Here is a 20,200-nt window from a genome sequence, read left to right on the forward strand (position 1 = left end):
CATGAGTGAGAAGCAGCCGCGCTGGACGCAGACCTGGCTCGGCGGCGTGCGCGCCGCCGGGGTCGACCTCGGGTACCCGGGTCAGCGGCTGGGACTGCCGGAGCGGGGCAGCGGGTCGGTGGCCGGGTGGGGGCGGCGGATCGCGGCGCTGGTCATCGACTGGATGATCTGCACCTGGGCGATCGCGCAGCTCATCCTGGGCATCAGCCCCACGGCCTCGCCGTGGGCGCCGGTGCTCATCTTCGCCCTGCAGTACCTGCTGCTGGTGGCCTTCCTGGGCCAGACGTTCGGGCACCGGCTGATGAAGATCAAGGTCGTCGCCATGGACGGCGGCATCCCGCGCCTGCTGCCGGTGTTTGTGCGGACCGTGCTGCTGTGCCTGGCCGTGCCCGCGGTGATCTACGACCGCGACAACCGCGGCATGCACGACCGCGCGTCCAACACGATCACCGTCAACATGTAGCACCGTCAACATGTAGCACCGTCAGAAGTAGTCCGCGGGCCAGTGGGCCGCGCCCGGGGCCCGCACGACCGGGTCCGGGTCGGACAGCAGCGCGCGGGCCATCCCCGTCCTGTCGCTGTCCCGCCGCACACTCGCCAGCAGGTACGGCACCGCCGGATCGTCCCACGCCAGCCGCGCCCGCGCCCGCCGGATGCCCCGCCGCAGGGCCGCGGCGGCCAGCGCGGGCAGCAACGTCTCCAGGTCACCGGCGACCTCGAAGATCTCCAGCTCGTCGGCGTGCCAGCGCACGGCGGCATAGGCGTCGTCGGTGCGGAGGAGCTCGCCGTACCAGAGAGGCACCCTGACCCGCCAGTGCGCCGGGTCGCGGACGGTGGTCAGCGGACGGCGGCGGTTGTGCTCCTCGTGCAGGGCGGCCAGTTCCCCGGGTACGGCGGCCCGCAGCGGCGCGCGGACCCCGCCGGGAACGGCCAGCGGCCCGCTGACCATCGGCAGCTCGAAGGAACGCCAGCCGGAGTAGACGGCGGGCGTTCCGGTGAACAGCAGCGACCACGCGCAGCCGTCGGCGGCCATCGCCGCCACCGCGGCGGCCAGCAGGCGCCGGACGTGGCCCTGCCCGCGGGCGTCGGGGCGGGTGGCGACGTTGGCGACGCCGCCCACGCGGAGGACCCCGCCGCGGCCGTCGCGGATGGGGCGCGGCAGGTAGTACACGCCGGCCAGCAGGCCGCCGGGGCCGGGCACGACGAAGGTGCGCTCGTGGCGGCCGGGGTCGCTCTCGTACAACGGCACGATGTGCGGCGCGTCGAAGCACGCCGCCCACAGCGCGTAGAGCGCGTCGCGGTCGCCGGGACGGGCCGTCCTGATCATCCCATCCTCGCCGGCATGTCCGCGGCCCACCCGTCCGCCCATCAGCCCTTGATTCCCGACATCGTGACGCCTTCGGTGAAGTAGCGCTGCCCGACCAGGTACGCGGCGAAGATCGGCACGAACGCCACGGTCGCCCCGGCCAGCACCACGCTGAGCGGCACGTTCTCCTGGTGCAGCGAGGCGATGCCGACCGTCAGCGTGCGCATGTCCGCGCTGCCGCCCACGATCAACGGCCACAGCAGGTCGTTCCAGTGCCACAGGAAGACGAAGACCCCGAGCGTGGCCAGGATCGGCTTGCACAGCGGCAGCACGATCCTGGTGAAGATCCGCCACTCGGAGGCGCCGTCGAGCCGCGCCGCCTCGAACAGCTCGTCCGGCAGCCCCATGATGAACTGCCGCATCAGGAACACCGCCTGCGCGTTGGCGAGCGTGGGCAGGATCAGCCCCCAGTAGGTGTCCACGCCGCCGAGCTGCGTGATGAGGACGAAGGTCGGGATCAGCGTGACGTGGTAGGGCACCATCACCATCGCCAGGAACGACCAGAACATGGGCTCGCGCCCCGGAAAGCGCTTCTTGGCGAAGGCGTACCCGGCCAGCGAGGCCAGCAGCAGCACGGCCACGACGCTGACCACGGAGTAGACGAGCGTGTTGAACGTCCACTTCAGCAGGTCGCGCCCGCCGAGCACCTCGCCGTAGGCGCTGAAGTCGACCGGCCAGGGCAGCATGCTCTGCGGGAAGGTGACGGCCGCTCCCGGCTTCAGCGACAGCACGACCATCGCGTAGAAGGGGAAGAGCGTCACCGGCGTCGCGATCGCCAGCAGGACGATCCGGGCGACCTTCCCGCCGCGCGTCGGCTCCAGGGCCTTGTAGGACGGATGTTTCGAGCGTACGGCGTGCGGCCGCGTGGCCGGCATGGTCACTTGCTCCTCCCGATGATCAGGCGCTGGATGAGCGCCACCACGAGGGTCATGACGAACAGGGCGACGCCGATCGCGCTGGCGTAGCCGAACTCGAAGTTCTTGAACCCCTGCTCGTACAGCGCCATCACGAGCGTGAAGCTGCCGTGCGCGGGCCCGCCGCCGGTCATCACGTAGACGAGGTCGAAGACCTGGAAAGAGGTCGTCGTCTCGATGACGGCCACGAAGAACAGCGCCGGGCGCAGCTGGGGCAGGACGATGTGGCGGAAGCGCTGCCAGGTCGAGGCTCCGTCGGACAGCGCCGCCTCCTCCAGTTCGCGGGGGAGATCCTGCAGGCGGGCCAGGACGATGAGCATGCCGTACCCGAATCTCGACCAGACCGAGACGATCACCAGCGCGGGCAGGACCAGCGTCGGCGAGGCCAGCCAGGACAGGCCCGTCAGCTTGGTGATCGGGCCCTCGGAGGAGAACAGCCAGGTGAAGACGGTTCCGGCGAGCACGAGGCTGGTGACGACCGGCAGGAAGAAGACCGAGCGGAAGAAGCGCGCGCCCCGGAAGGAGCGGCGCACCAGCAGCGCCATGCCGACCGATGCGGCCATGGAGACGGGCACGTAGAGCACGGTGTAGACCAGCGTGACCTGCAGCGAGTCCCAGAACACGGGGTCGCCGGCCATGCGGCGGAAGTTGTCCAGGCCGGTGAACGCCGGGCTGTCGCCGATGCCGAACTCGAAGAAGCCGAGCAGCACGCCCGCGATCGACGGGCCGAAGCGGAAGGCCAGGAAGAGCAGGAGGCACGGCAGGACGAACAGCAGTCCGGTCCGCGCCTCCCAGCGCAACGTGAACCTCATCGGCCCAGCAGGGCGTCGGCGGCCTTGGTCGCGTCGGCCAGCGCCTGCTCGGGCGTCTTCTTGCCGATGAGCGCGGCCTGGATCTCCGGCGCGAGCACGCCCATGACGTCACGGGCCTTGTCGTGCAGGGGCCCGGCCGTGGTCAGGTCGAGCGTCTTCTCCACCTCGGACTGGACCGGGTCGGCGGCGTACAGGGCGCCGGTCGTGGTGCGCGGCGAGAAGAAGCCCGAGGCCAGGTTGAACGCCTTGCCCGTCTCGGCCGCGGTGGCGAAGGCGATCCACTTGCCCGCCGCCTCCTTGTTCTTGCTCGCCTTGAGCATGCTCAGCGAGCCGACCGTGCCGTAGGCGACCTGCTTGGCGCCGGTCAGCGGCGGCACCACCTTGATGTTCTCCTTGCCCCAGAACGACTCGACGTCGGCGGGCAACTGCTGCCAGGTGCAGGCCACCTTGTTCTGGGCGGTGCGCGTCTGCTCGAACTTGGGCAGCCCCGTCAGCAGGTCCTTCTCCACGAAGCCGCCGTCGGCGAGCTGCTTGAGGAAGGTCAGCGCCTTGACGCCCTCGGGGCCGCCGAACGCGCTGGCCTTGCCGTCGGCGGTGAAGACGTCGCCGCCGGCCTGCCACAGCAGCGGGTAGAACGACTGGTTGAGCGTCGCGGCCGGGTCGGCCCAGTAGTTGGTGACGTCCACGCCCTTGGCCTTGAACTGCGGGGCCAGGCGCAGCACGTCCTCCCACGTCTTGGGGAAGTCCTTGATCCCGGCGGCGTCGAAGGCCTTCTGGTTGCACACCAGCGGGTTGGCCGACATGAGGACGGGCGCGCCCATGGCCTTGCCGTCGACGGTGACCGCCCGGAGGGCGTTGGGCCGGTAGCCGGCCTTGTCGGCGAGGTAGGAGTCGACCGGCTCCAGCGTCTTCACGTACTTGGGCAACTGGTCGGGGATGAGGTAGACCACGTCGGGCGCCTTGTTGCCGGCGATCGCCGTGGACAGCGCCTCGTCCCGCTTGGCCCACGGGTAGATCTCGACCTTGACGTCCACGTCCGGGTTGGCCGACTCGAACGCCTTGACCTGCCCGTCCCAGAACGCCTGGTGCTTGGCCTGGTCGGCGATGATGGGGTAGATCCACATGGTCACGGCCTGCTTGCCGTCGCCGCCGGACCCGCCGCAGGCGGCGAGCGTTCCGACGGCGAGCAGCGCGGCTGCCAGTGCGCGAGGTCGCATGATCGTTTCCTCTTCTATGATTCGGCCCTTTAGGCATTCGGCCCTTTAGGCATTCGGGCTTTTAGGATTCGGGCTTTTAGGATTCGGGCACGGTGACGACCGTGCCGGTGTGACGGGCCCGCTCGGCGGCGAAGACCGCGAGGTGGCTGTGGAGCGACTCGGTGTGGTCCGAGCGCACGAACGAGCGGTCCCCGGTGGCCAGCGCGCTCACGAAGGCGTCCATGACGCCGGCGTCGCCGCCGCCGTGGCCGTCGCCGGCGTTCGACCCGCTGCTGACGCCTTCCCACCTGGTGGTACGGCTGTCGCGGAAGTCGAGGACCTCCACCGACTCGCCGTCGCCGATCAGCCGCCCGTGGGTGCCGAAGATCTTCGTCTGCCGGTGGGTCTGCTCGGTGAAGGCGGTCATCGTGAACGTGGCCGTGGCCCCGCCGGTCAGCTCCATGGCCAGCACCTGGTGGTCGACCACGTCGTTGTCGCTCGCGTAGACGCACCTGCCGTACGGGCCGGTGCGCAGCGCGTCCATGACCTCGGCCTCGGTGCCGCCGAGCACACTGGTCGGCCAGTCGTAGCCGCGGTTCAGGTAGAGCTTGGGCGCGGAGTAGGGGCAGGCCGGCTCGATCGGGCAGTCGAGGCAGCGCTCGGCCGCGCCGGCGGGGCGCCGGTCGGGCCGGAAGTGGCCGAGCGAGCCGAAGCTGGAGACCCGGCGGATCCGGCGGCCGGTGACGTAGGTGAGCCAGTCGAGGTCGTGCGAGGACTTGGCGAGCAGCATCGGGCTGGCCAGCCGTTCGCTGCGCCAGGGGCCGCGCACGTAGGAGTGGGCGTGGTGCCACCAGCCGACCGGCTCCAGGTGCTCGACGCTCATGATCTCGCCGATCACCCCGCTGCCGGTGACCCGCTTCACCAGTTCGGTGTAGGGCGTGTAGCGCAGCACGTGGCAGACCGCGAACAGCACCCCCGACTCGGACACGGCCCGCACGATGCGCCGGCACTCCTCCTCGGTGGGGGCCAGCGGCTTCTCCATGAGCAGCGCGTAGCCGGCGCCCGCCAGCGCGATGGCGGGCTCGACGTGCATGCGGTCCTGCGTGGACAGGATGACCGCGTCGGCCACCCGGTCGGCGAGCAGGTCCCGCCAGTCGCCGAGCTCCCGGATGCCGGGGCTCCGGGCGCCGATGGCGCGGCGCCTGGCCGGGTCGGGGTCGGCGACCGCGACGAGCTCGGCCCGGCCGGGATGGGCGGCGATCCAGGAGGCGTAGGTCTGCCCCCTGTTGCCCGCTCCCGCGATGGCCAGCGTGACTTTCCGCACCTAAATCACCAGATTTCCGGAAGTGAGGACCTTCGGGCCGTCCGGCGGCAGCTCCCTGGTCACCGCCTCCTCGACGTTGCCGGTGTGCTGGACCAGTTCGAACTGCTTGATCGTGAGCTTGCCGCCGCTGAACTGGCTGCCGGTCGCGGTGTAGCGGTTGCGCCCCGCCTCCAGCAGGACGTGGGCTCCGGTGGTACGGCTGCGCACGCCGTACAGTTCCCAGGACACGAGGCCGGTCGGCTCCGCGCGGGAGAGCAGCGCGCTGCCCCCGCCCCCGCCCTCGCCCTCGCCCTCGCCCGAGATGTCAGTGCCGCCGTCGAGCCGCAGGCGCTGGTCGGTCCTGCCCGCGGCGCGCAGGCCGAGGCCGTTGAGCGTGCAGCCGGTCAGCGTCGCCGAGCCGGCGAAGGTCAGCGGCGCGGCGTTCTGGGCGGCGTTGAAGACGACGTGGGCGAAGACCGTCCGCGCGCCGTTGAACGTGTTGCCGTCCAGGCCGTGCAGGACCGAGCGGCTGATGTGCACCGGGCTGGTGACGTTGGCCTGCACGATCTCGCTCTTGGCCGGCAGCGTGAACGTGCAGCCGTCGATGAGGTTGGGGCGGCCCGAAAGCTTCGACTGCTGCGAGACGATCAGCGTGTGACTGGCCGAGCAGCCGCGCATCTGCACACCGTCGGCGTTGACCCAGATCATGCCCGAGCCGTTGAGCGAGGGCTTGCCGATGACCTGGACGTCCTCCAGCGTCAGATCGGTGATCTTCACCCGGGCCACGAACCACGAGCAGACGTGCTTGCGCACGGTGATGCGCTTGGCCGCCGAGCCCCAGGCGGCGCCGGAGTTGGCGAAGGTCATCAGGCCGGAGTTGCCGGTGTAGGTGAGGTCGTGCTCGTACTGTCCGTGGGTGACGAAGGGGCCCTGGTCGTCGCCGTCACCGTGGCAGTTCTCGACGTAGCAGTACGCGCTGGCGGTGAAGTCGTTGAGATGGCGGGAGTTGGCCACGTGGCAGTCGGCGACGTGGCCGTACAGGCAGTAGATCTGCTGGGTGAGATAGCCGGCGCCGCCCCACGTGACGCTGGCCGGGTTCTTCAGCGTGCAGCGGTCGGTACGGAAGTGCGTGGCCCAGCGGCGCATGATCACCGGCCAGAACGTGCCTTCGGCGTGGATCGACTCGACGTCGCAGTGGACGGCGTACTCGTAGGCGAGGGGGTGGGAGCCGGTGTACTGGTCGCCGGGCACGACGCCGCGGAAGCGCAGGTTGCGGACGTGGACCCGGGCGACCGGCTCGACCAGCGTCCAGGTGACGCTCCGGCCGGCCTTCAGTTCCCAGCCGTTCTTGTAGTTGACCCGGATCTGCGTGGGGCTGACGATCTGCGTGACCTCGACGAGCTTCTGCAGTTCCTTCTCCCAGCGGCCGGCGCCCTGGTCGACCTCGGCGGCCCACCACTGGCCGACCTTGAACCGGCCGGAGTCGCCGACCTCGAAGACGTCCGACAGGTCGGGCATGACCTGGGTGAGCTTGTGGGTGACCTTGGTCTCGGTGACCTTGCCGCGGAACAACAGCACGGCGGCGAAGGGGTCGTCGGCGCCGGCCTTCTCGATGCCGTCGGTGGTCATCAGGTGGCCGCCGAAGTCGAGCACCAGGCCGGAGCGGGAGAAGGTGTGGCGCTTGGTGAAGTTCAGGTCGGTGTGGGCTTCGACGCGGGAGACGCTGGGGTCGTTGACCATGGCGTCGAGTGCGGCGTCTGCGGGGGTTTTGGCGTCGAAGATGCCAAATTTCCGGAAATCTAGGCATCCGTTGTGAATCTGCAGCCAGCGGCCCTTCCTGGCCGTGCCCAGGACGGTGCCGCCGTTGGCCGGGGCGGTGGAGTTCGCGTCCCAGCGGACCAGCATGCCGCCGCCGTCGCCGGGGGAGCGGTAGCCGGCGACCTGGGCCAGGGTGCCGTCGGCCAGCTTCGCCGGCTCGTAGGCGAGCAGCTCGGCGACGGTGGCGGCAGCGCGTACCTCCTCCTTGGGCTTCTTGCCCGGATCGGCCAGCGCGGGCTGGGCGAGCAGGAGGGTGCCGGCGGCGGCCAGGCCGGAGGCGCGCAGGATGTCACGACGTTCCATGGGTGGTTCCTTGCTGGGAGTGGGGGAGATCGGCTCAGAGCGTGATGGTGTGGCTGACCAGCACGCGCGGGCCCGAAGGCGGTAACCGGCGCTCGACGCCGTCCTCGGCGCAGCCGGTGTGCAGGACCTCGGCGGCCCCGGTCAGGGTGAGCGTGCCGCCGGTGAAGGCGGAGCCGGTGGCCCGGTAGCGGTTCTTCCCGCCGGTCAGCTCCAGGTGGGAGCGTTCGGCGCGGCTGCGCACGCCGGCCAGCTCCCAGGTGATGGCGCCGGGGCCGTCCGCCCTGGTCAGCGGGGAGTCGTCCAGCTCCACGCCCTCCAGCCTGAGCACCTGGTCGCGTACGGCGGTGAGCTGGATGGCCGTGTTCCTCACCCGGCCGCCCCTGACCGTGACGCTCGCCGAGCCCAGCAGGAGGGGGCCGGCGCCGTCCAGGACGCAGCCGGTGAACGTGAGCGGGCCGGGGCCGCGCAGGGTCGCGCCGTCGAGGCCGGTGAAGACGCAGTCCTTGAAGTGCACTGCGTTCGTGACCGGCGTCTGCACGACCACCTGGCCCTCGGGCAGTTCGAAGGAACAGCCCTCGATCACGTTGGGCCGGGTGGAGCGGCTGGAGCGCTGGCCGATCGCGAACGTCTTCGCCGAGCAGCCACGCATCTGGACGCCGTCGGCGTTCACCTGGAGCGTTCCCGCCGGGTCGAACGTCGAGCGGGGGATGACCCTGACGTCCTCCAGCGTCAGGTCAGTGATCTTGGTTCCGGCCACGAACCAGGAGCACAGGTGCTTCCTGACCGTGATCCGCTTGGCGCTGGTGCCCCACGGGGCGCCGCTGTTGGCCAGGTCCATGAGGCCGGAGTTGCCGGTGAAGACCAGGTCGTGCTCGTACTGGCCGTGGGTGGTGAAGGGGTTGCCGCCCTCGTCGTCGCCGTCGCCGTGGCAGTTCTCGACCGTGCAGTACGCGCTGGCGGTGAAGTCGTTGAGGTGGCGGACGTTGGAGGTGGCGCAGTCGGCCACGTGGCCGTAGAGGCAGTAGATCTGCTGGGTGAGGTATCCGGCGCCGCCGTACATGACCGTGGGCGGGTTCTTGAGCCCGCACCGCTCGGTACGGAAGAACGTGCACCAGCGGCGCATGATCACCGGCCAGAAGGAGCCCTCGGCGTGGACGTCGGCGACGTCGCAGTGGACCGCGTACTCGTAGGCCAGCGGGTGGGAGCCGGTGTACTGGTCGCCGCCGGGGACGCCGGTGAAGCGGAGGCCGCTCACCCGGACGCGTTCGACCGGTATTACGCGCGTCCAGGTGAGCGACCGGCCGGGAGCGAGCTCCCAGCCGTTCTTGTAGTTCACGCGGACGTGGGAACCGTCCACGACCTGCGTGATCTGTACCAGGCGCTGGAGCTCACGCTCGTACGTCCCGGACAGGGCGTCCACCTCGACCGCCCACCACTGGCCGATCGCGAAGCCGGCCGAGTCGCCCACCTCGAAGACGTCGGACAGATCGGGCAGGACGGCGGTGAGCTTGTGGACGTGGGTGGTCTTCGTCCGCTCGCCCCTGAAGAACAGGACGGCGCCGAAGGGGTTGTCATGGGAGTTCTTCTCGATGCCCTCGGTGGTCATCAGGTGGCCGCCGAAGTCGAGCACGAGGTCCGAGCGGCGGAAGGTGTGCCGCCTGGTGAAGTTCAGGTCGGTGCGGGCTTCGATCCGGCTGACGTTCGGGTCGTTGACCATGGCGTCGAGTGCGGCGTCTGCGGGGGTTTTGGCGTCGAAGATGCCAAATTTCCTGAAATCTAGGCATCCGTCGTGAATCTGGAGCCAGCGGCCCTTCCTGGCCGTGCCCAGGACGGTGCCGCCGTTCGCCTTGGCGGTCGAGCGCGCGTCCCACCGGACGAGCATGCCGCCGCCGTCGCCCGCGGCGCGGTAGCCGGCGACACGGAGCACCGTGCCGTCGGCGAGCTTGGAAGCGTCGAGCGTGAGAAGGCGCGCGACACTGGCCACCTGTTTCATGGTTCTGGCCTCAAAGGGGGTGGAAGGCCGGGCGACACGCATTGAGGCGTGCAGGCGGCGGTGCTGCTGGCCGTACTTCCCGGCGCCGGGGCTGCGGCGGCGGGAGCCAGTGATGCGCCCGAAACGATTAGCCGTGGACGCTAGACAGCGTCCGAGGGTTCTGTCAAGCGCCGAGTTCCCCCGAGATCCGCTCGGCGGTGGCCCTGACCTGGCGCCCGAGCTCCTGATAACGCCAGGCCGGCAGGTCGCGCTTCAGCGAGGTGATGCTGATCGCGCCGACGCAGGCGCCGGTGTGGTCGCGCAGCGCGCTGCCGATGCAGAAGATCCCGTCGGCGTCCTCCTCGTCGTCGACCGCGTAGCCGAGCTCCCTGACCGTCTTGAGGTGCGCGAGCAGTACCGGCAGGTCGGTGATCGTGTGCCCCGTCCGGTACGGCAGGCCGACCCGCCCGACCAGCGCCGTCACTTCCTCGTCGGCCATCTCGGCCAGCAGCGCCTTGCCCAGGCCGGTGCAGTGGGGCAGCTCGCGGGTGCCCATGCGCAGGTCGACCTGGATGCGCTCGCCGTTGCTGACCTGGTCGACGACGACCGCCTGGCCCTCGTCGGGCACCGCCAGGCGGGAGTTCATCCCGGTCTGCCGGGTCAGCTCGACCAGTGCGGGCCGGGCCACGTCGCGCAGGCTCAGCTGGTCCTGGGCGCGGGAGCCGAGCCTGGCCAGCGCCATGCCGAGCCGGTAGCGGCGGTTCATGCCCTCGCCGTCGTCGGCCACCAGGCCGTACTGGCGCAGCGTGTACAGGGTCGCGAAGGCGGCGCTCTTGCTCAGCCCGCAGGCGGCGGCCAGGTCGGTCACGCTCACGCCGCCGTCGCTCTTACTCAGGGCCTCCAGGACCTCGGCGGCGCGGGCCACGCTCCGCACCCAATATCGCGAATCCTCAGCAGGAGTGTTCGTCACAGCCGAACAGCTTAGCGGATTTTGTCGTTGACACCCAGGCTCTGGGCTGTTTATGGTCCTTCCAAGCTGTTCGGTTATGCCAAACAGTGTTCGGCAAATGCACATCAGCGGTGGATCGTCAGTGCTCGCCGCGGCCGGGCTGGGCCGCGACGTGCGCGCTTCTAGGAGAGATCTTGAATCAGCGTGTCCTTTCCGAGCGCGCCCGCCGGGTCATCCCCGGCGGCGTCAACAGCGGGCAGCGCAACGTCCCGGGACTCGGCGACCTCGTCATCGCCAAGGCCGGTGGCGCCCGCTTCCGCGACCGGGACGGCCGGGAGTACGTCGACTACCACGCGGCCTTCGGCCCGCCCCTGCTCGGCCACAACGACCCCGACGTCTCGGCGGCCGTCGCCGAGGCCGGCCGTACCGTCGACCTGTGCGGGGTGGGCGTCACCGAGGACGAGGTCGAGCTCGCCGAGGCGCTGACCGAGCTCGTCCCGAGCGTCGAGCAGGTGCTGCTGACCAGCACCGGCAGCGAGGCCACCTTCCACGCGCTGCGCGTGGCCAGGGCGGCCACCGGGCGGCGGCTCGTGGTCAAGTTCCAGGGCTGCTACCACGGCTGGCACGACGCGGTCAGCCTCAACGTGATCTCCGCCCCCGACCGCGTGGGCGGCAAGGACCCCATCTCCGCCGGGATCCTGCCCGAGGTGCTCGACGCGACGCTCGTGCTGCCGTTCAACTCCGCCGAGGCGGTACGGCAGGCCTTCGCCGAGCACGGCGCCGACATCGCCGCGGTCATCGTCGAGCCGGTGCCGCACAACGTGGGCTCCCTGCTGCCGGAGCAGGACTTCCTGCGGACGTTGCGCGAGGAGTGCACCCGGGCCGGCAGCGTGCTCGTCTTCGACGAAGTGATCACCGGTTTCCGCCACCACCTCGGCGGCTGGCAGGCGATCAGCGGGATCACACCCGACCTGACCACCATGGGCAAGGCCATCGCCAACGGCTACCCGGTGGGCGCGCTCGGAGGCCGCGCCGACCTCATGGACCTGTTCAGCTCCAGGCCCGGCGGGCCCGCCTTCTTCGCCGGCACCTACAACGGCCACCCCGCCGTGGTCGCCGCCGCGCTGGCCACCCTGCGCAAGCTGCGGTCCGAGCCGGTGCACGAGCACGTCTTCCGGCTGGGCGAGCGCATCCGCACCGGCCTTTCCGAGGTCTTCTCCTCGCTGGGCGTCGCCTCGCTGGTGACCGGATACGGCTCGGTCTTCGTCGAGTACTTCATGGAAGGACCCGCCCGCACCTACGACGACCTGCTGCGCAATGATGCCAGCATGTTCATCGGCTACCGGCGCCGGCTGCTCGAACACGGCATCTTCGAGCTGCCGCTGAACCTCAAGCGCAGCCACGTCTCCTACGCCCACACCGACGCCGACGTCGACCACCTGCTGGAGGCATCCGCCCTGGCCGCCAGCGCCCAGCTCGCCACCGGCGCCGACCTCGACCTCACCGGCGCCAGCACGATGGGCGGTGCCCGGTGATGCTGACCGTCGACAAGAACCGCCCCACCGGGCCGGCCGGGCGCATCAGCCGCGTGGAGACCCTCTCCCTCGGTACGGCGTGGCGGGACTTCTCCTACGTGCGCGTCCACACCGACGAGGGACTGTCGGGCGTCGGCGAGATCACCCACCCCTACCGGGGCCGCGAGACGTGCTCGCTGGCCGAGTCGATGGCCGGACGCCACCTGATCGGCGCCGATCCCTTCGACGTGGAGGAGATCTGGCTGCGCATGTACCAGGGCGACTTCCTGCGCGGCGGCGACGTGGGCGGGATCGTGGTCTCCGGGATCGACCAGGCGCTCTACGACATCATGGGCAAGGCGCTCGGCGTCCCCGCCTACCGGCTGACCGGCGGCGCCTGCCGCGAGCGCGTCCGGGTCTACGCCAACGGCTGGTACACCGGCGAGCGCGACCCCGGGACGTTCGCCGCCAAGGCCCGCGAGGTCGCCGCCCGTGGCTACACCGCGCTCAAGTTCGACCCGTTCGGGGCCGGGCTGGGATCCCTGTCCAGGCAGGAGCTGCGGCTGTCGGTGGAGATCGTGGCCGCCGTGCGCGCGGCCGTACCGGATGCCGACCTGTTCGTGGAGGGGCACGCGCGCTTCGCCATGCCCACCGCCCAGCGGCTGGTGCGGGAGCTGGAGCCGTTCGACCTGGGCTGGTTCGAGGAGCCGCTGCCCTGGACGCACATCGAGCGCTACGCCGAGCTGCGGCAGCGGGCCACGATGCCGATCTCGGGCGGGGAGCACTTCCACAACCGGTACGAGTACGCGCGGCTGTTCGCCACCGGCGCGGTGGACATCATCCAGCCCGACCTGTCGATGGCCGGTGGGTTCACCGAGGTCAGGAAGCTGGCTGCGCAGGCGGACGTGCACGCGATGCTGGTCGCGCCGCACAACTCCAACTCGCCGGTCTGCACCACGGTCAGCGTGCACGCGGTGCTCGGGATGCCGAACTTCCTGATCCTGGAGACGTTCGACGGCATGGTGGACCCGCATGTCCACGACGCGGTGCGGGGCGCACTGCCCGTTGAGTCCGGATATATCGGCATTCCTGAGGGTCCGGGGCTCGGGATCGAACTGGTCGACGAGGTCTTCGCCGAGCATCCGCCGTCCCACCGCTTCTGGAACATGTTCGCCGAAGGCTGGGAAAAGCGTGATCGTTGACGTCCACTCGCACCTGTTCTCCTGCCCCGGCGACCTGGGCGACCCGTTCGCGGCCGAGTCCGCCAGGGCCCACGGGGGAGAGGTGGACCTGACCGTGCGCTGGGCCGGGTACGCGGCCACCGCGCCCGAGGACACGACGACCATCGTCGTCGGCGGCAAGGCGCGGCGGTCGGGCCTGTGGGTGGACGACGCCGAGGTGGCCGCCTACGCCGCGGCCCACCCCGGCCGCCTCATCGGCTACCTCGCGCTCGACCCCACCCAGCCCGGCTGGCGCGACGAACTCGTCCACGGCCACCAGGACCTGGGACTGCGCGGCATCAAGCTCATGCCGATGTACGCCGGATTCGACCCGGCCGACCCGGAACTGGACGACCTCTACACCTACGCGGAAACCCACGGGCTCCCCCTGCTCGTGCACACCGGCACCACGTTCGTCTCGGCCGCGCCCCTGCGGTACGCGCTGCCCGTCCACCTGGACGAGGTCGCGATCCGCCATCCCGGGCTGCGGATGGTCCTGGCCCACCTCGGCCATCCGTACGAAGGGGAGTGCATCGCGGTCATCCGCAAACACCGCCACGTCTACGCCGACGTCTCCGCCCTGCACTACCGGCCCTTCCAGCTGTGGCACAGCCTGCGGCTGGTCCAGGACTACGGCGTGTGGGACAAGCTGCTGTTCGGCAGCGACTACCCCTTCACCACGGTGAACGCCTCCGTGGACGGCCTGCGCGCGGTGGGCGCGGTACCCGGGATCCCCGGCCTGCCGCCACTGGACCGCGAGGAGATCGAGAAGCTCATCCACCGCCCGTCGCTCGACCTGCTGGGCCTGTCATGAGCGGCGAACTGGCGGTGGTGACCGGCGCCGCCCGGGGCCTGGGCCAGGCGATCGCCGCCGACCTGCTCGCCGCCGGCCTCCGCGTGGTGTCCATCGACCTGCCCGGCACGGAACCCCCGCCCACCTACGCCTTCGACCTCGCCCACACCGAGGCCATCGCCGCACTGGTCGACCGCGTCCGGGGCGAGCACGGCCCGATCGGCGTCCTCGTCAACAACGCGGGCATCGCCTCGCTGCGCCACTTCAACGAGATCACCGTGGCGGAGTGGCGCAGGGTCATGCGGGTCAACAGCGAGGCGCCCTTCTTCCTGGCGCAGCGGGTGGCCGAACACATGATCGCCGACGGCGTCCGAGGCCGGATCGTCAACATCTCCTCCAAGAACGGCCTCATGGCCGAGGCCGGACTGGCCCACTACAACGCCTCCAAAGCCGCCGTGGAGCTGATCACCAAGTCGCTCGCCGCCGAACTGGGCCCGCACGGCATCACCGTCAACGCGGTCGCCCCCGGAATGATCGCCACACCCATCGACGGCGGCTTCCCCCTCGACCGCGCCGCCTTCGAGCGGGCGTGGGAGGAGCGCATCCCCCTTCACGGCGGGTACGGCACGCCGCGGGACGTGGCGGGGGCGGTCCGCTACCTGGTCTCGGAACAGGCCCGCTACGTCACCGGCGCCACCCTCGTGGTGGACGGCGGCGTCCTGGCCGACCAGATGCCCCGGCTGCGCTTCATGCCGCCCTACCGCAACTCGCTGTGAGGCGGCTCCGGGCGGAGGTCGTGGCACCGGGGACGGCCGAGCTGGGGGAGTGCCCGATCTGGGACCAGGACCGCGGCCTGCTGCTCTGGGCAGACCTCCCCACCGGCCTGATCCACACCTACAACCCCAGCGCATGCACCTGCCTCGAAAGCGCGCCGACCGAGCACTTCGCCGCCGGTGTCCTGGAAGGCGCGGCTGCCCCTGGCGCGGGGTTTCGGGGTGGGGACGCCCGGGGGCGGGGTGCCGATCCTCGGGCCGGAATGGTCACGGCGATGGCCACGCGGCGCGGCGGCGGTCTGGTGGTGGCCCGTGGTGACCGGCTCACCCTGGAGCCCGGTGGCGTGCCGTTGGGGCGGTGGGATCTGCCGCGCGACACCCGGTTCAACGACGGCGCCGTGGACCCGTGGGGACATTTCTGGATCGGCACCATGTGCACCGACCGCCCCGGCACGGCCGCCCTCTACCGGGTCGCTCCCGACGGCCGCACCACCACCGAGCTCACCGGCGTCACCTGCTCCAACGGCCTCGGCTGGGCTCCGGACCACCGCACCATGTACTACGTCGACACCCCCACCCGTACCCTCGACGCCTTCGACGTCCACGATGGCCGCATCACCGGCAGGCGCGTGGTGGCGCAGGTCCGGGGCGGGCTGCCCGACGGCCTGGCCGTCGACGAGGACGGCTGTGTGTGGGTGGCGGTCTGGGACGGCGCCGCCGTACACCGCTATACGCCTGAAGGGCGTCTCGACACGGTCGTCGAGACGCCCTGCGCCCGCCCGACGAGCTGCGCCTTCGGCGGCGGCACGCTCTACGTGACCACCGCCGCGCCCGACGGCGGGTCGTTGCTGGCGGTGACCGGTGTGGGCGGGGGAGTCCCGCCCACACCGTTCCCCGGGGTGAGCCCCTGAGCCCCCTGAGCCCTCTGAGCTACGTGAGGCATGGGAGCCACAAGAGGCACGGGAGCGAGCCCCGGCGGGTCAGAGGAGTGAACGGCACTGCCCGGTGACCGGTCCGCCCACGGTGCTGGGCAGGCCGTTGGCGGTCGGGGCCGGATGGTTGCCCGTGCAGGTCAGCGGCCCCCGCACGGCCGAGGCGGCGATCAGCGGGCCCGTGTTGCCGGTCAGCGCCGCGGGTCCGCCGATGCTCACCGCCTCCAGCGACAGTGCCGCCACGCCGGTGGCCGACAGCGGGCCGCCGATCGACGTGCCGAGCAGCGCCACCGTCTCGGCACCTGCCGCGCTGAGCGGGCCGCCGATCGTGGCCGAGTCCAGCGCGTACAGGCCGGCGCCCTTGCGGACGACCACCGGCCCCGTCACCTTCGCCCCGGCGGCCAGGCACGTGACGCCGGAGCTCACGGTGAGCGGGCCGGGACGGGTGCCGGTGACGGTCTGGGTGCAGGCGGGATCGGGCCGGGCCAGGAGTTCCAGCTCGGCCAGCGTTCCCGTGGCGGTCAGGCGGTAGTGGGCGTAACGGCCCGGGTTGGCGATCTTGAAGGGGCGGGTCTGGCGCGACCAGGTGAACGGCTCGTTCTGGCGCCGGTCGGCGACGGTCCAGGTAGTGCCGTCCAGGGAACCCTCCAGCGTCCACGACGACGGTCCGGTCTGCGCCGAGGTGAGCGTGTAGAAGGAGACCTTCTCCCTGCTGCCCGCGCGGAGCGTGACCGGGCCGGAGAGCTGCGCGGTCGTGGCCGAGGTGTCGTCGGACAGCGCGGCCGGGCCGCCGCTCACCGGGATGTCGCGCAGCGGGCGCGGCGTCGCGCCGTCCGGGGTGATCGAGTTCAGCGGCTCTCCCCAGGCCGACGGCTCCGGTCCCATCGCGAAGTCGAGTACGGCGCCGCGGGCCAGCACGTCGTGCGGCAGCGAGGTCGACGACCACGCCTTGCCGTTGACCTTGAGCCCTTGGACGTAGACGTTCTTCGCGCTGTTGGCCGGTGCGTTGATCACCAGGTCGCGGCCCGAGGGCAGGTGGACCGTGGCCTTGGTGAACAGCGGCGAGCCGACCGTGTAGTGCGGGCTGCCGATCTGGAGCGGGTAGAAGCCGAGCGCGCCGAACAGGTACCAGGCCGACATCTCGCCGTTGTCCTCGTCACCGGCGTAGCCCTGGCCGATCTCGCTGCCGAGGTACAGGCGGGACAGGGCCTCGCGGACCTTCGCCTGCGTCTTCCACGGCTGCCCGGCGTAGTTGTACATGTAGGGAATATGGTGGCTGGGCTGGTTGCTGTGGCCGTACTGGCCCATGCGCACGTCCCTGGCCTCGCGCATCTCGTGGATGACGCCGTTGTACGAGCCGGGGAAGGTGGCGGTCTCCGGGCTGGTGAAGAAGTCGTCGAGCTTCTTGGCCAGGGCCGGGCGGCCGCCGTACAGCCCGGCGAGTCCCACGCCGTCCTGCGGTGCGTGGAAGGCCATGTTCCAGCCGTTGGTCTCGGTGTAGTCGAAGCCCCAGACGCGGGGATCGTAGGTGGCCTTGGTGTGGCGCCACTTGCCGGTGGAGTCGCGGCCCTGGAAGAAGCCCGTGGCCGGATCCCACATGTTCAGATAGTTAAGCGCCCGATTGCCGAAATATTCGGCTTCATCGAGATATGTCGTCTTCTCTGGGCCGGTGGCGGTCTTGGCCAGTTCCTTGGCCATCTCGGCGATGCCGAAGTCGTTGATGTAGCCGTCCACCGCCCACGACAGGCCCTCGCCGACCTCGTTGAGCGCCGTGTACCCGCGGAAGACCGACGTGGCCATGCCCTTGCGGCCCACCGAGGCGTTCGGCGGCACCGTGGTCGCGTTGCGCAGCGCCGCCGCGTAGGCGGCCTTGGCGTCGAATCCGCGCACCCCCTTGGTGTACGCGTCGGCGAAGGCCACGTCCGAGCTGGTGCCCACCATCAGGTCGGCATAGCCGGGCGAGGACCAGCGCGCGATCCAGCCGCCGTCGCGATACTGCTGGACGAAGCCGTCCACCAGCTCCCCGGCCTGGGGCGACAGCAGCGCGTGCGCGGGCCATGTGGTGCGGTAGGTATCCCAGAACCCGTTGTTGACGTAGATCTTGCCGTCCACCACCTTCGCCCCGGTTTGTGTGGGTGTGTTCTGCCCGGCCGGAGGCGAGACCGGACTGGCGTACTTCGGCCCCTGCGGCGTGTTCTCGAAGCCCGAGTTCGGATACAGGAACAGCCGGTACAGGTTGGAGTACAGCGTGGTGAGCTGGTCCGGCGAGGCGCCCTCCACCTCGATCACGCCCAGCTTGTCCTCCCACGCCCGCTTGGCCCGCGCCTTGACCGGCTCGAACCCGTCCGCGACCTCGGCCAGGTTCAGCCTCGCCTGCTCCACGCTGATGAACGAGGTGGCGATGCGCATGGTCACCTGCTTGGCGCCGAAGGCCGTGTAGCCGGTGACGTTGTCGCGGCCCGCGCCGGTCAGCTTGCCACCGGCGGTGACGGGCTGGTCGAACACGGCGTACACGAACATCCGCGTCGCCCCCGCGGACAGTCCGCTGCGCGCGTCCGTGAAGCCGGTCACCACGCCGTCGGCGCCGACCGTGAGCCCGCCGTCGTTGTTGTAGTTGTCGAAGATCAGGCTGCCGCCGTCCCCCGGGAAGGTGAAGCGGAAGACCGCCGCGTGGTCGGCGGGCGCGATCTCCGTGCGGATCCCGTTCAGGAGATCCACCCCGTAGTAGTACGGCCGCGCCGTCTCCTTGTCATGCGAGAACGGCGTCGCCCTGGCCACCCGGTCCGCGTTCGGCCTGGCCAGCAGCGATGGCATCACCTGGAACGACTGCCGGTCGCCCATCCACGGGCTCGGCTGGTGGGAGGCGGCGAACGCCTGGATGGTCGGCACGTTGTCGGCGTTGCCGTTGCGGTGGTACTCATACAGCCACGAGTTCGACCCCGACCCCGTCATCGGCGTCCAGAAGTTGAACCCGTGCGGCACCGCCGTGGCCGGGAAGTTGTTGCCCCGCGAGAAGCCGCCCGTCGAGTGCGTGCCCCGCGTGGTCAGCGCGTAGTCCGCCACGCTGTCCGGCTTCCTGTCGTCGGCCGGGGCGAGCGTGAGGTCGTCCAGCCACCCCTTGAACGACAGCGGACCCACCGGCGCGTCGAAGCCCACGAGGATGCGCTTGATCCGCTTGCCCCTGGCCACGTCCCCGATGCGTACCTTCTTGTGGTTCCACTGGTCGGCGTACAGGGTCTTGGACGCACCCTGGGCGCGCGGGCCCAGGGTGATCCCGTGGTGGTCGGCCGCCTTGAGGTCGCTGAGATAGGTCCCGTCGCCGAAGGCCAGATCGACCGCCCCAAAGGTGCTCGGATAGGCCATCGACGCCCCCGTGAACTCGGGGAAGATCTTGTAGGACAGCTCGGTGTCGGCCGCCACCTCGATGTCGGTCTCGAACACCTTGTTCGTGGCCCGCCCACCCTGCTCACGCGTGGTGCTGCCCGAGTACCGGAAGGCCTGCAGCCCCGTGTACCCGGCGCGCAGCTTGGCCGCGAACCCGCTGCCCGGCCCCGGCCCGACCACGCTGCGCATCGGCGAGGGCGGCTTCGGCGTCGTGTCGCCGTCGGACAACTGCAGCTCGGCGAGCTGCACGATCCCGCCGGACCCGTTGCGGGTCACGTTCAGCCGGTAGTGCAGGTACGGCGCCGCGTTCGCCACCTCGAACTCCCGCGTCTTCAGCCGTGCGTCGAACACCTCGCCCGCACGGGTGTCGACGGCCGTCCAGCTCCGCCCGTCCTGGGATCCCTCCAGAGCCCAGTCGCGCGGATCCCGCTCGGCCGCGTCGTTGGCGCTGGCCAGCGCGTAACGGACGACCTTGATCGGCTTGGTCAGCCTGACCGAGACCCAGCCGGTCGAGGTGAACACGAGCCACTTGGTGTTGACGTCCCCGTCGAGGAGGTTCTCCTTGACCTCGCCCGCCTGGGAGTACTCGCCGCTGGCCGCCACCTCGGCGATCTCGTCGGTGATGTTGCCCGGAATCCCGCCCGTGGTACTCCCGGTGACCCCTTCGCCCGGCCTGCCTTCCTCGGGCGTGTTGACCCAGTCGGGCGAGGGCTGCCCCGTCTCAAAGGAGGAGTGGAACAGCGCCCCGGGCGGAGCCGCGACGGCCCGGCTCCGGCCCGTCGCCGGTTGGGCCGCGGGTTGCTCCTCGATCGGAGCCGGATGGGTGGGGGCCGCGGACGGGGCGTCCGACGGCAGCGGTGACGGCGGTGGATCGGCCGCCGCCACCCCGGATAACCCCGCGAACACCGCCACGGCGACGGCCGTCACGACCGCCAGATGCGTTCTGCGCAT

The 20,200-nt window shown here is 70.7% G+C and carries 15 protein-coding genes; 6 read left to right on the forward strand and 9 right to left on the reverse strand.

Going from position 1 to position 20,200, the window contains the following annotated elements; all coding sequences use genetic code 11:
- Position 1: 1 nt before the first annotated feature.
- A complete protein-coding gene (locus ACIBKY_RS39385; protein WP_397105104.1) occupies positions 2-463 on the forward strand; it encodes an RDD family protein in 462 nt (153 codons plus the stop codon).
- A gap of 21 nt (positions 464-484) precedes the next feature.
- Here ACIBKY_RS39385 and ACIBKY_RS39390 read toward each other — a convergent pair whose 3' ends face one another.
- The 8 genes from ACIBKY_RS39390 to ACIBKY_RS39425 all read right to left on the reverse strand — a co-directional run bounded on the left by ACIBKY_RS39390 (position 485) and on the right by ACIBKY_RS39425 (position 10,609).
- Positions 485-1,327 (reverse strand): GNAT family N-acetyltransferase, encoded by an 843-nt coding sequence (locus tag ACIBKY_RS39390; RefSeq protein ID WP_397105106.1) that lies wholly within the window; start codon positions 1,325-1,327, stop codon positions 485-487.
- 41 nt (positions 1,328-1,368) lie between these two features.
- Positions 1,369-2,241: a carbohydrate ABC transporter permease gene (locus tag ACIBKY_RS39395; protein ID WP_397105108.1), complete on the reverse strand. Its 873-nt coding sequence runs from the start codon at positions 2,239-2,241 to the stop codon at positions 1,369-1,371.
- A 2-nt stretch (positions 2,242-2,243) separates the two neighbouring features.
- Positions 2,244-3,092: a carbohydrate ABC transporter permease gene (locus ACIBKY_RS39400; protein ID WP_397105110.1), complete on the reverse strand. Its 849-nt coding sequence runs from the start codon at positions 3,090-3,092 to the stop codon at positions 2,244-2,246.
- A complete protein-coding gene (locus tag ACIBKY_RS39405; protein WP_397105112.1) occupies positions 3,089-4,309 on the reverse strand; it encodes an ABC transporter substrate-binding protein in 1,221 nt (406 codons plus the stop codon). The genes ACIBKY_RS39400 and ACIBKY_RS39405 overlap by 4 nt, the downstream gene beginning before the upstream one ends.
- A 76-nt stretch (positions 4,310-4,385) precedes the next feature.
- Positions 4,386-5,612, reverse strand: coding sequence for a Gfo/Idh/MocA family protein (locus tag ACIBKY_RS39410; protein ID WP_397105114.1), 1,227 nt, complete (start codon positions 5,610-5,612; stop codon positions 4,386-4,388).
- Positions 5,613-7,712, reverse strand: a complete 2,100-nt coding sequence (locus ACIBKY_RS39415; protein ID WP_397105116.1) for a hypothetical protein — start codon at positions 7,710-7,712, stop codon at positions 5,613-5,615.
- A 34-nt stretch (positions 7,713-7,746) separates the two neighbouring features.
- Positions 7,747-9,696, reverse strand: a complete 1,950-nt coding sequence (locus tag ACIBKY_RS39420; protein WP_397105118.1) for a hypothetical protein — start codon at positions 9,694-9,696, stop codon at positions 7,747-7,749.
- A gap of 172 nt (positions 9,697-9,868) precedes the next feature.
- Complete coding sequence (locus ACIBKY_RS39425) at positions 9,869-10,609, reverse strand: IclR family transcriptional regulator (RefSeq protein ID WP_397105120.1); 741 nt, start codon at positions 10,607-10,609, stop codon at positions 9,869-9,871.
- Between the two features lie 218 nt (positions 10,610-10,827).
- Here ACIBKY_RS39425 and ACIBKY_RS39430 point away from each other — a divergent pair, with 218 nt between their 5' ends.
- Genes ACIBKY_RS39430 through ACIBKY_RS39450 form a run of 5 tightly spaced genes read left to right on the forward strand, consistent with a single transcriptional unit; the run spans position 10,828 to position 15,844 of the window.
- Complete coding sequence (locus tag ACIBKY_RS39430; RefSeq protein WP_397105122.1) at positions 10,828-12,168, forward strand: aspartate aminotransferase family protein; 1,341 nt, start codon at positions 10,828-10,830, stop codon at positions 12,166-12,168.
- Positions 12,168-13,349 (forward strand): mandelate racemase/muconate lactonizing enzyme family protein, encoded by a 1,182-nt coding sequence (locus ACIBKY_RS39435; RefSeq protein ID WP_397105124.1) that lies wholly within the window; start codon positions 12,168-12,170, stop codon positions 13,347-13,349. Before ACIBKY_RS39430 ends, ACIBKY_RS39435 begins: the two co-directional genes overlap by 1 nt.
- Positions 13,339-14,181, forward strand: coding sequence for an amidohydrolase family protein (locus ACIBKY_RS39440; RefSeq protein ID WP_397105126.1), 843 nt, complete (start codon positions 13,339-13,341; stop codon positions 14,179-14,181). The genes ACIBKY_RS39435 and ACIBKY_RS39440 overlap by 11 nt, the downstream gene beginning before the upstream one ends.
- A complete protein-coding gene (locus tag ACIBKY_RS39445) occupies positions 14,178-14,936 on the forward strand; it encodes an SDR family NAD(P)-dependent oxidoreductase (protein WP_397105128.1) in 759 nt (252 codons plus the stop codon). The genes ACIBKY_RS39440 and ACIBKY_RS39445 overlap by 4 nt, the downstream gene beginning before the upstream one ends.
- The gene (locus ACIBKY_RS39450) at positions 14,933-15,844 is read left to right on the forward strand and encodes an SMP-30/gluconolactonase/LRE family protein (protein WP_397105130.1); all 912 of its coding nucleotides are present in this window, start codon (positions 14,933-14,935) and stop codon (positions 15,842-15,844) included. Before ACIBKY_RS39445 ends, ACIBKY_RS39450 begins: the two co-directional genes overlap by 4 nt.
- Positions 15,845-15,913: 69 nt before the next feature.
- Here ACIBKY_RS39450 and ACIBKY_RS39455 read toward each other — a convergent pair whose 3' ends face one another.
- Positions 15,914-20,200: a GH92 family glycosyl hydrolase gene (locus ACIBKY_RS39455; RefSeq protein ID WP_397105132.1), complete on the reverse strand. Its 4,287-nt coding sequence runs from the start codon at positions 20,198-20,200 to the stop codon at positions 15,914-15,916.

Origin of the sequence: Nonomuraea sp. NPDC050394 (genome assembly GCF_044459065.1) — a bacterium.
GTDB lineage: Bacteria > Actinomycetota > Actinomycetes > Streptosporangiales > Streptosporangiaceae > Nonomuraea.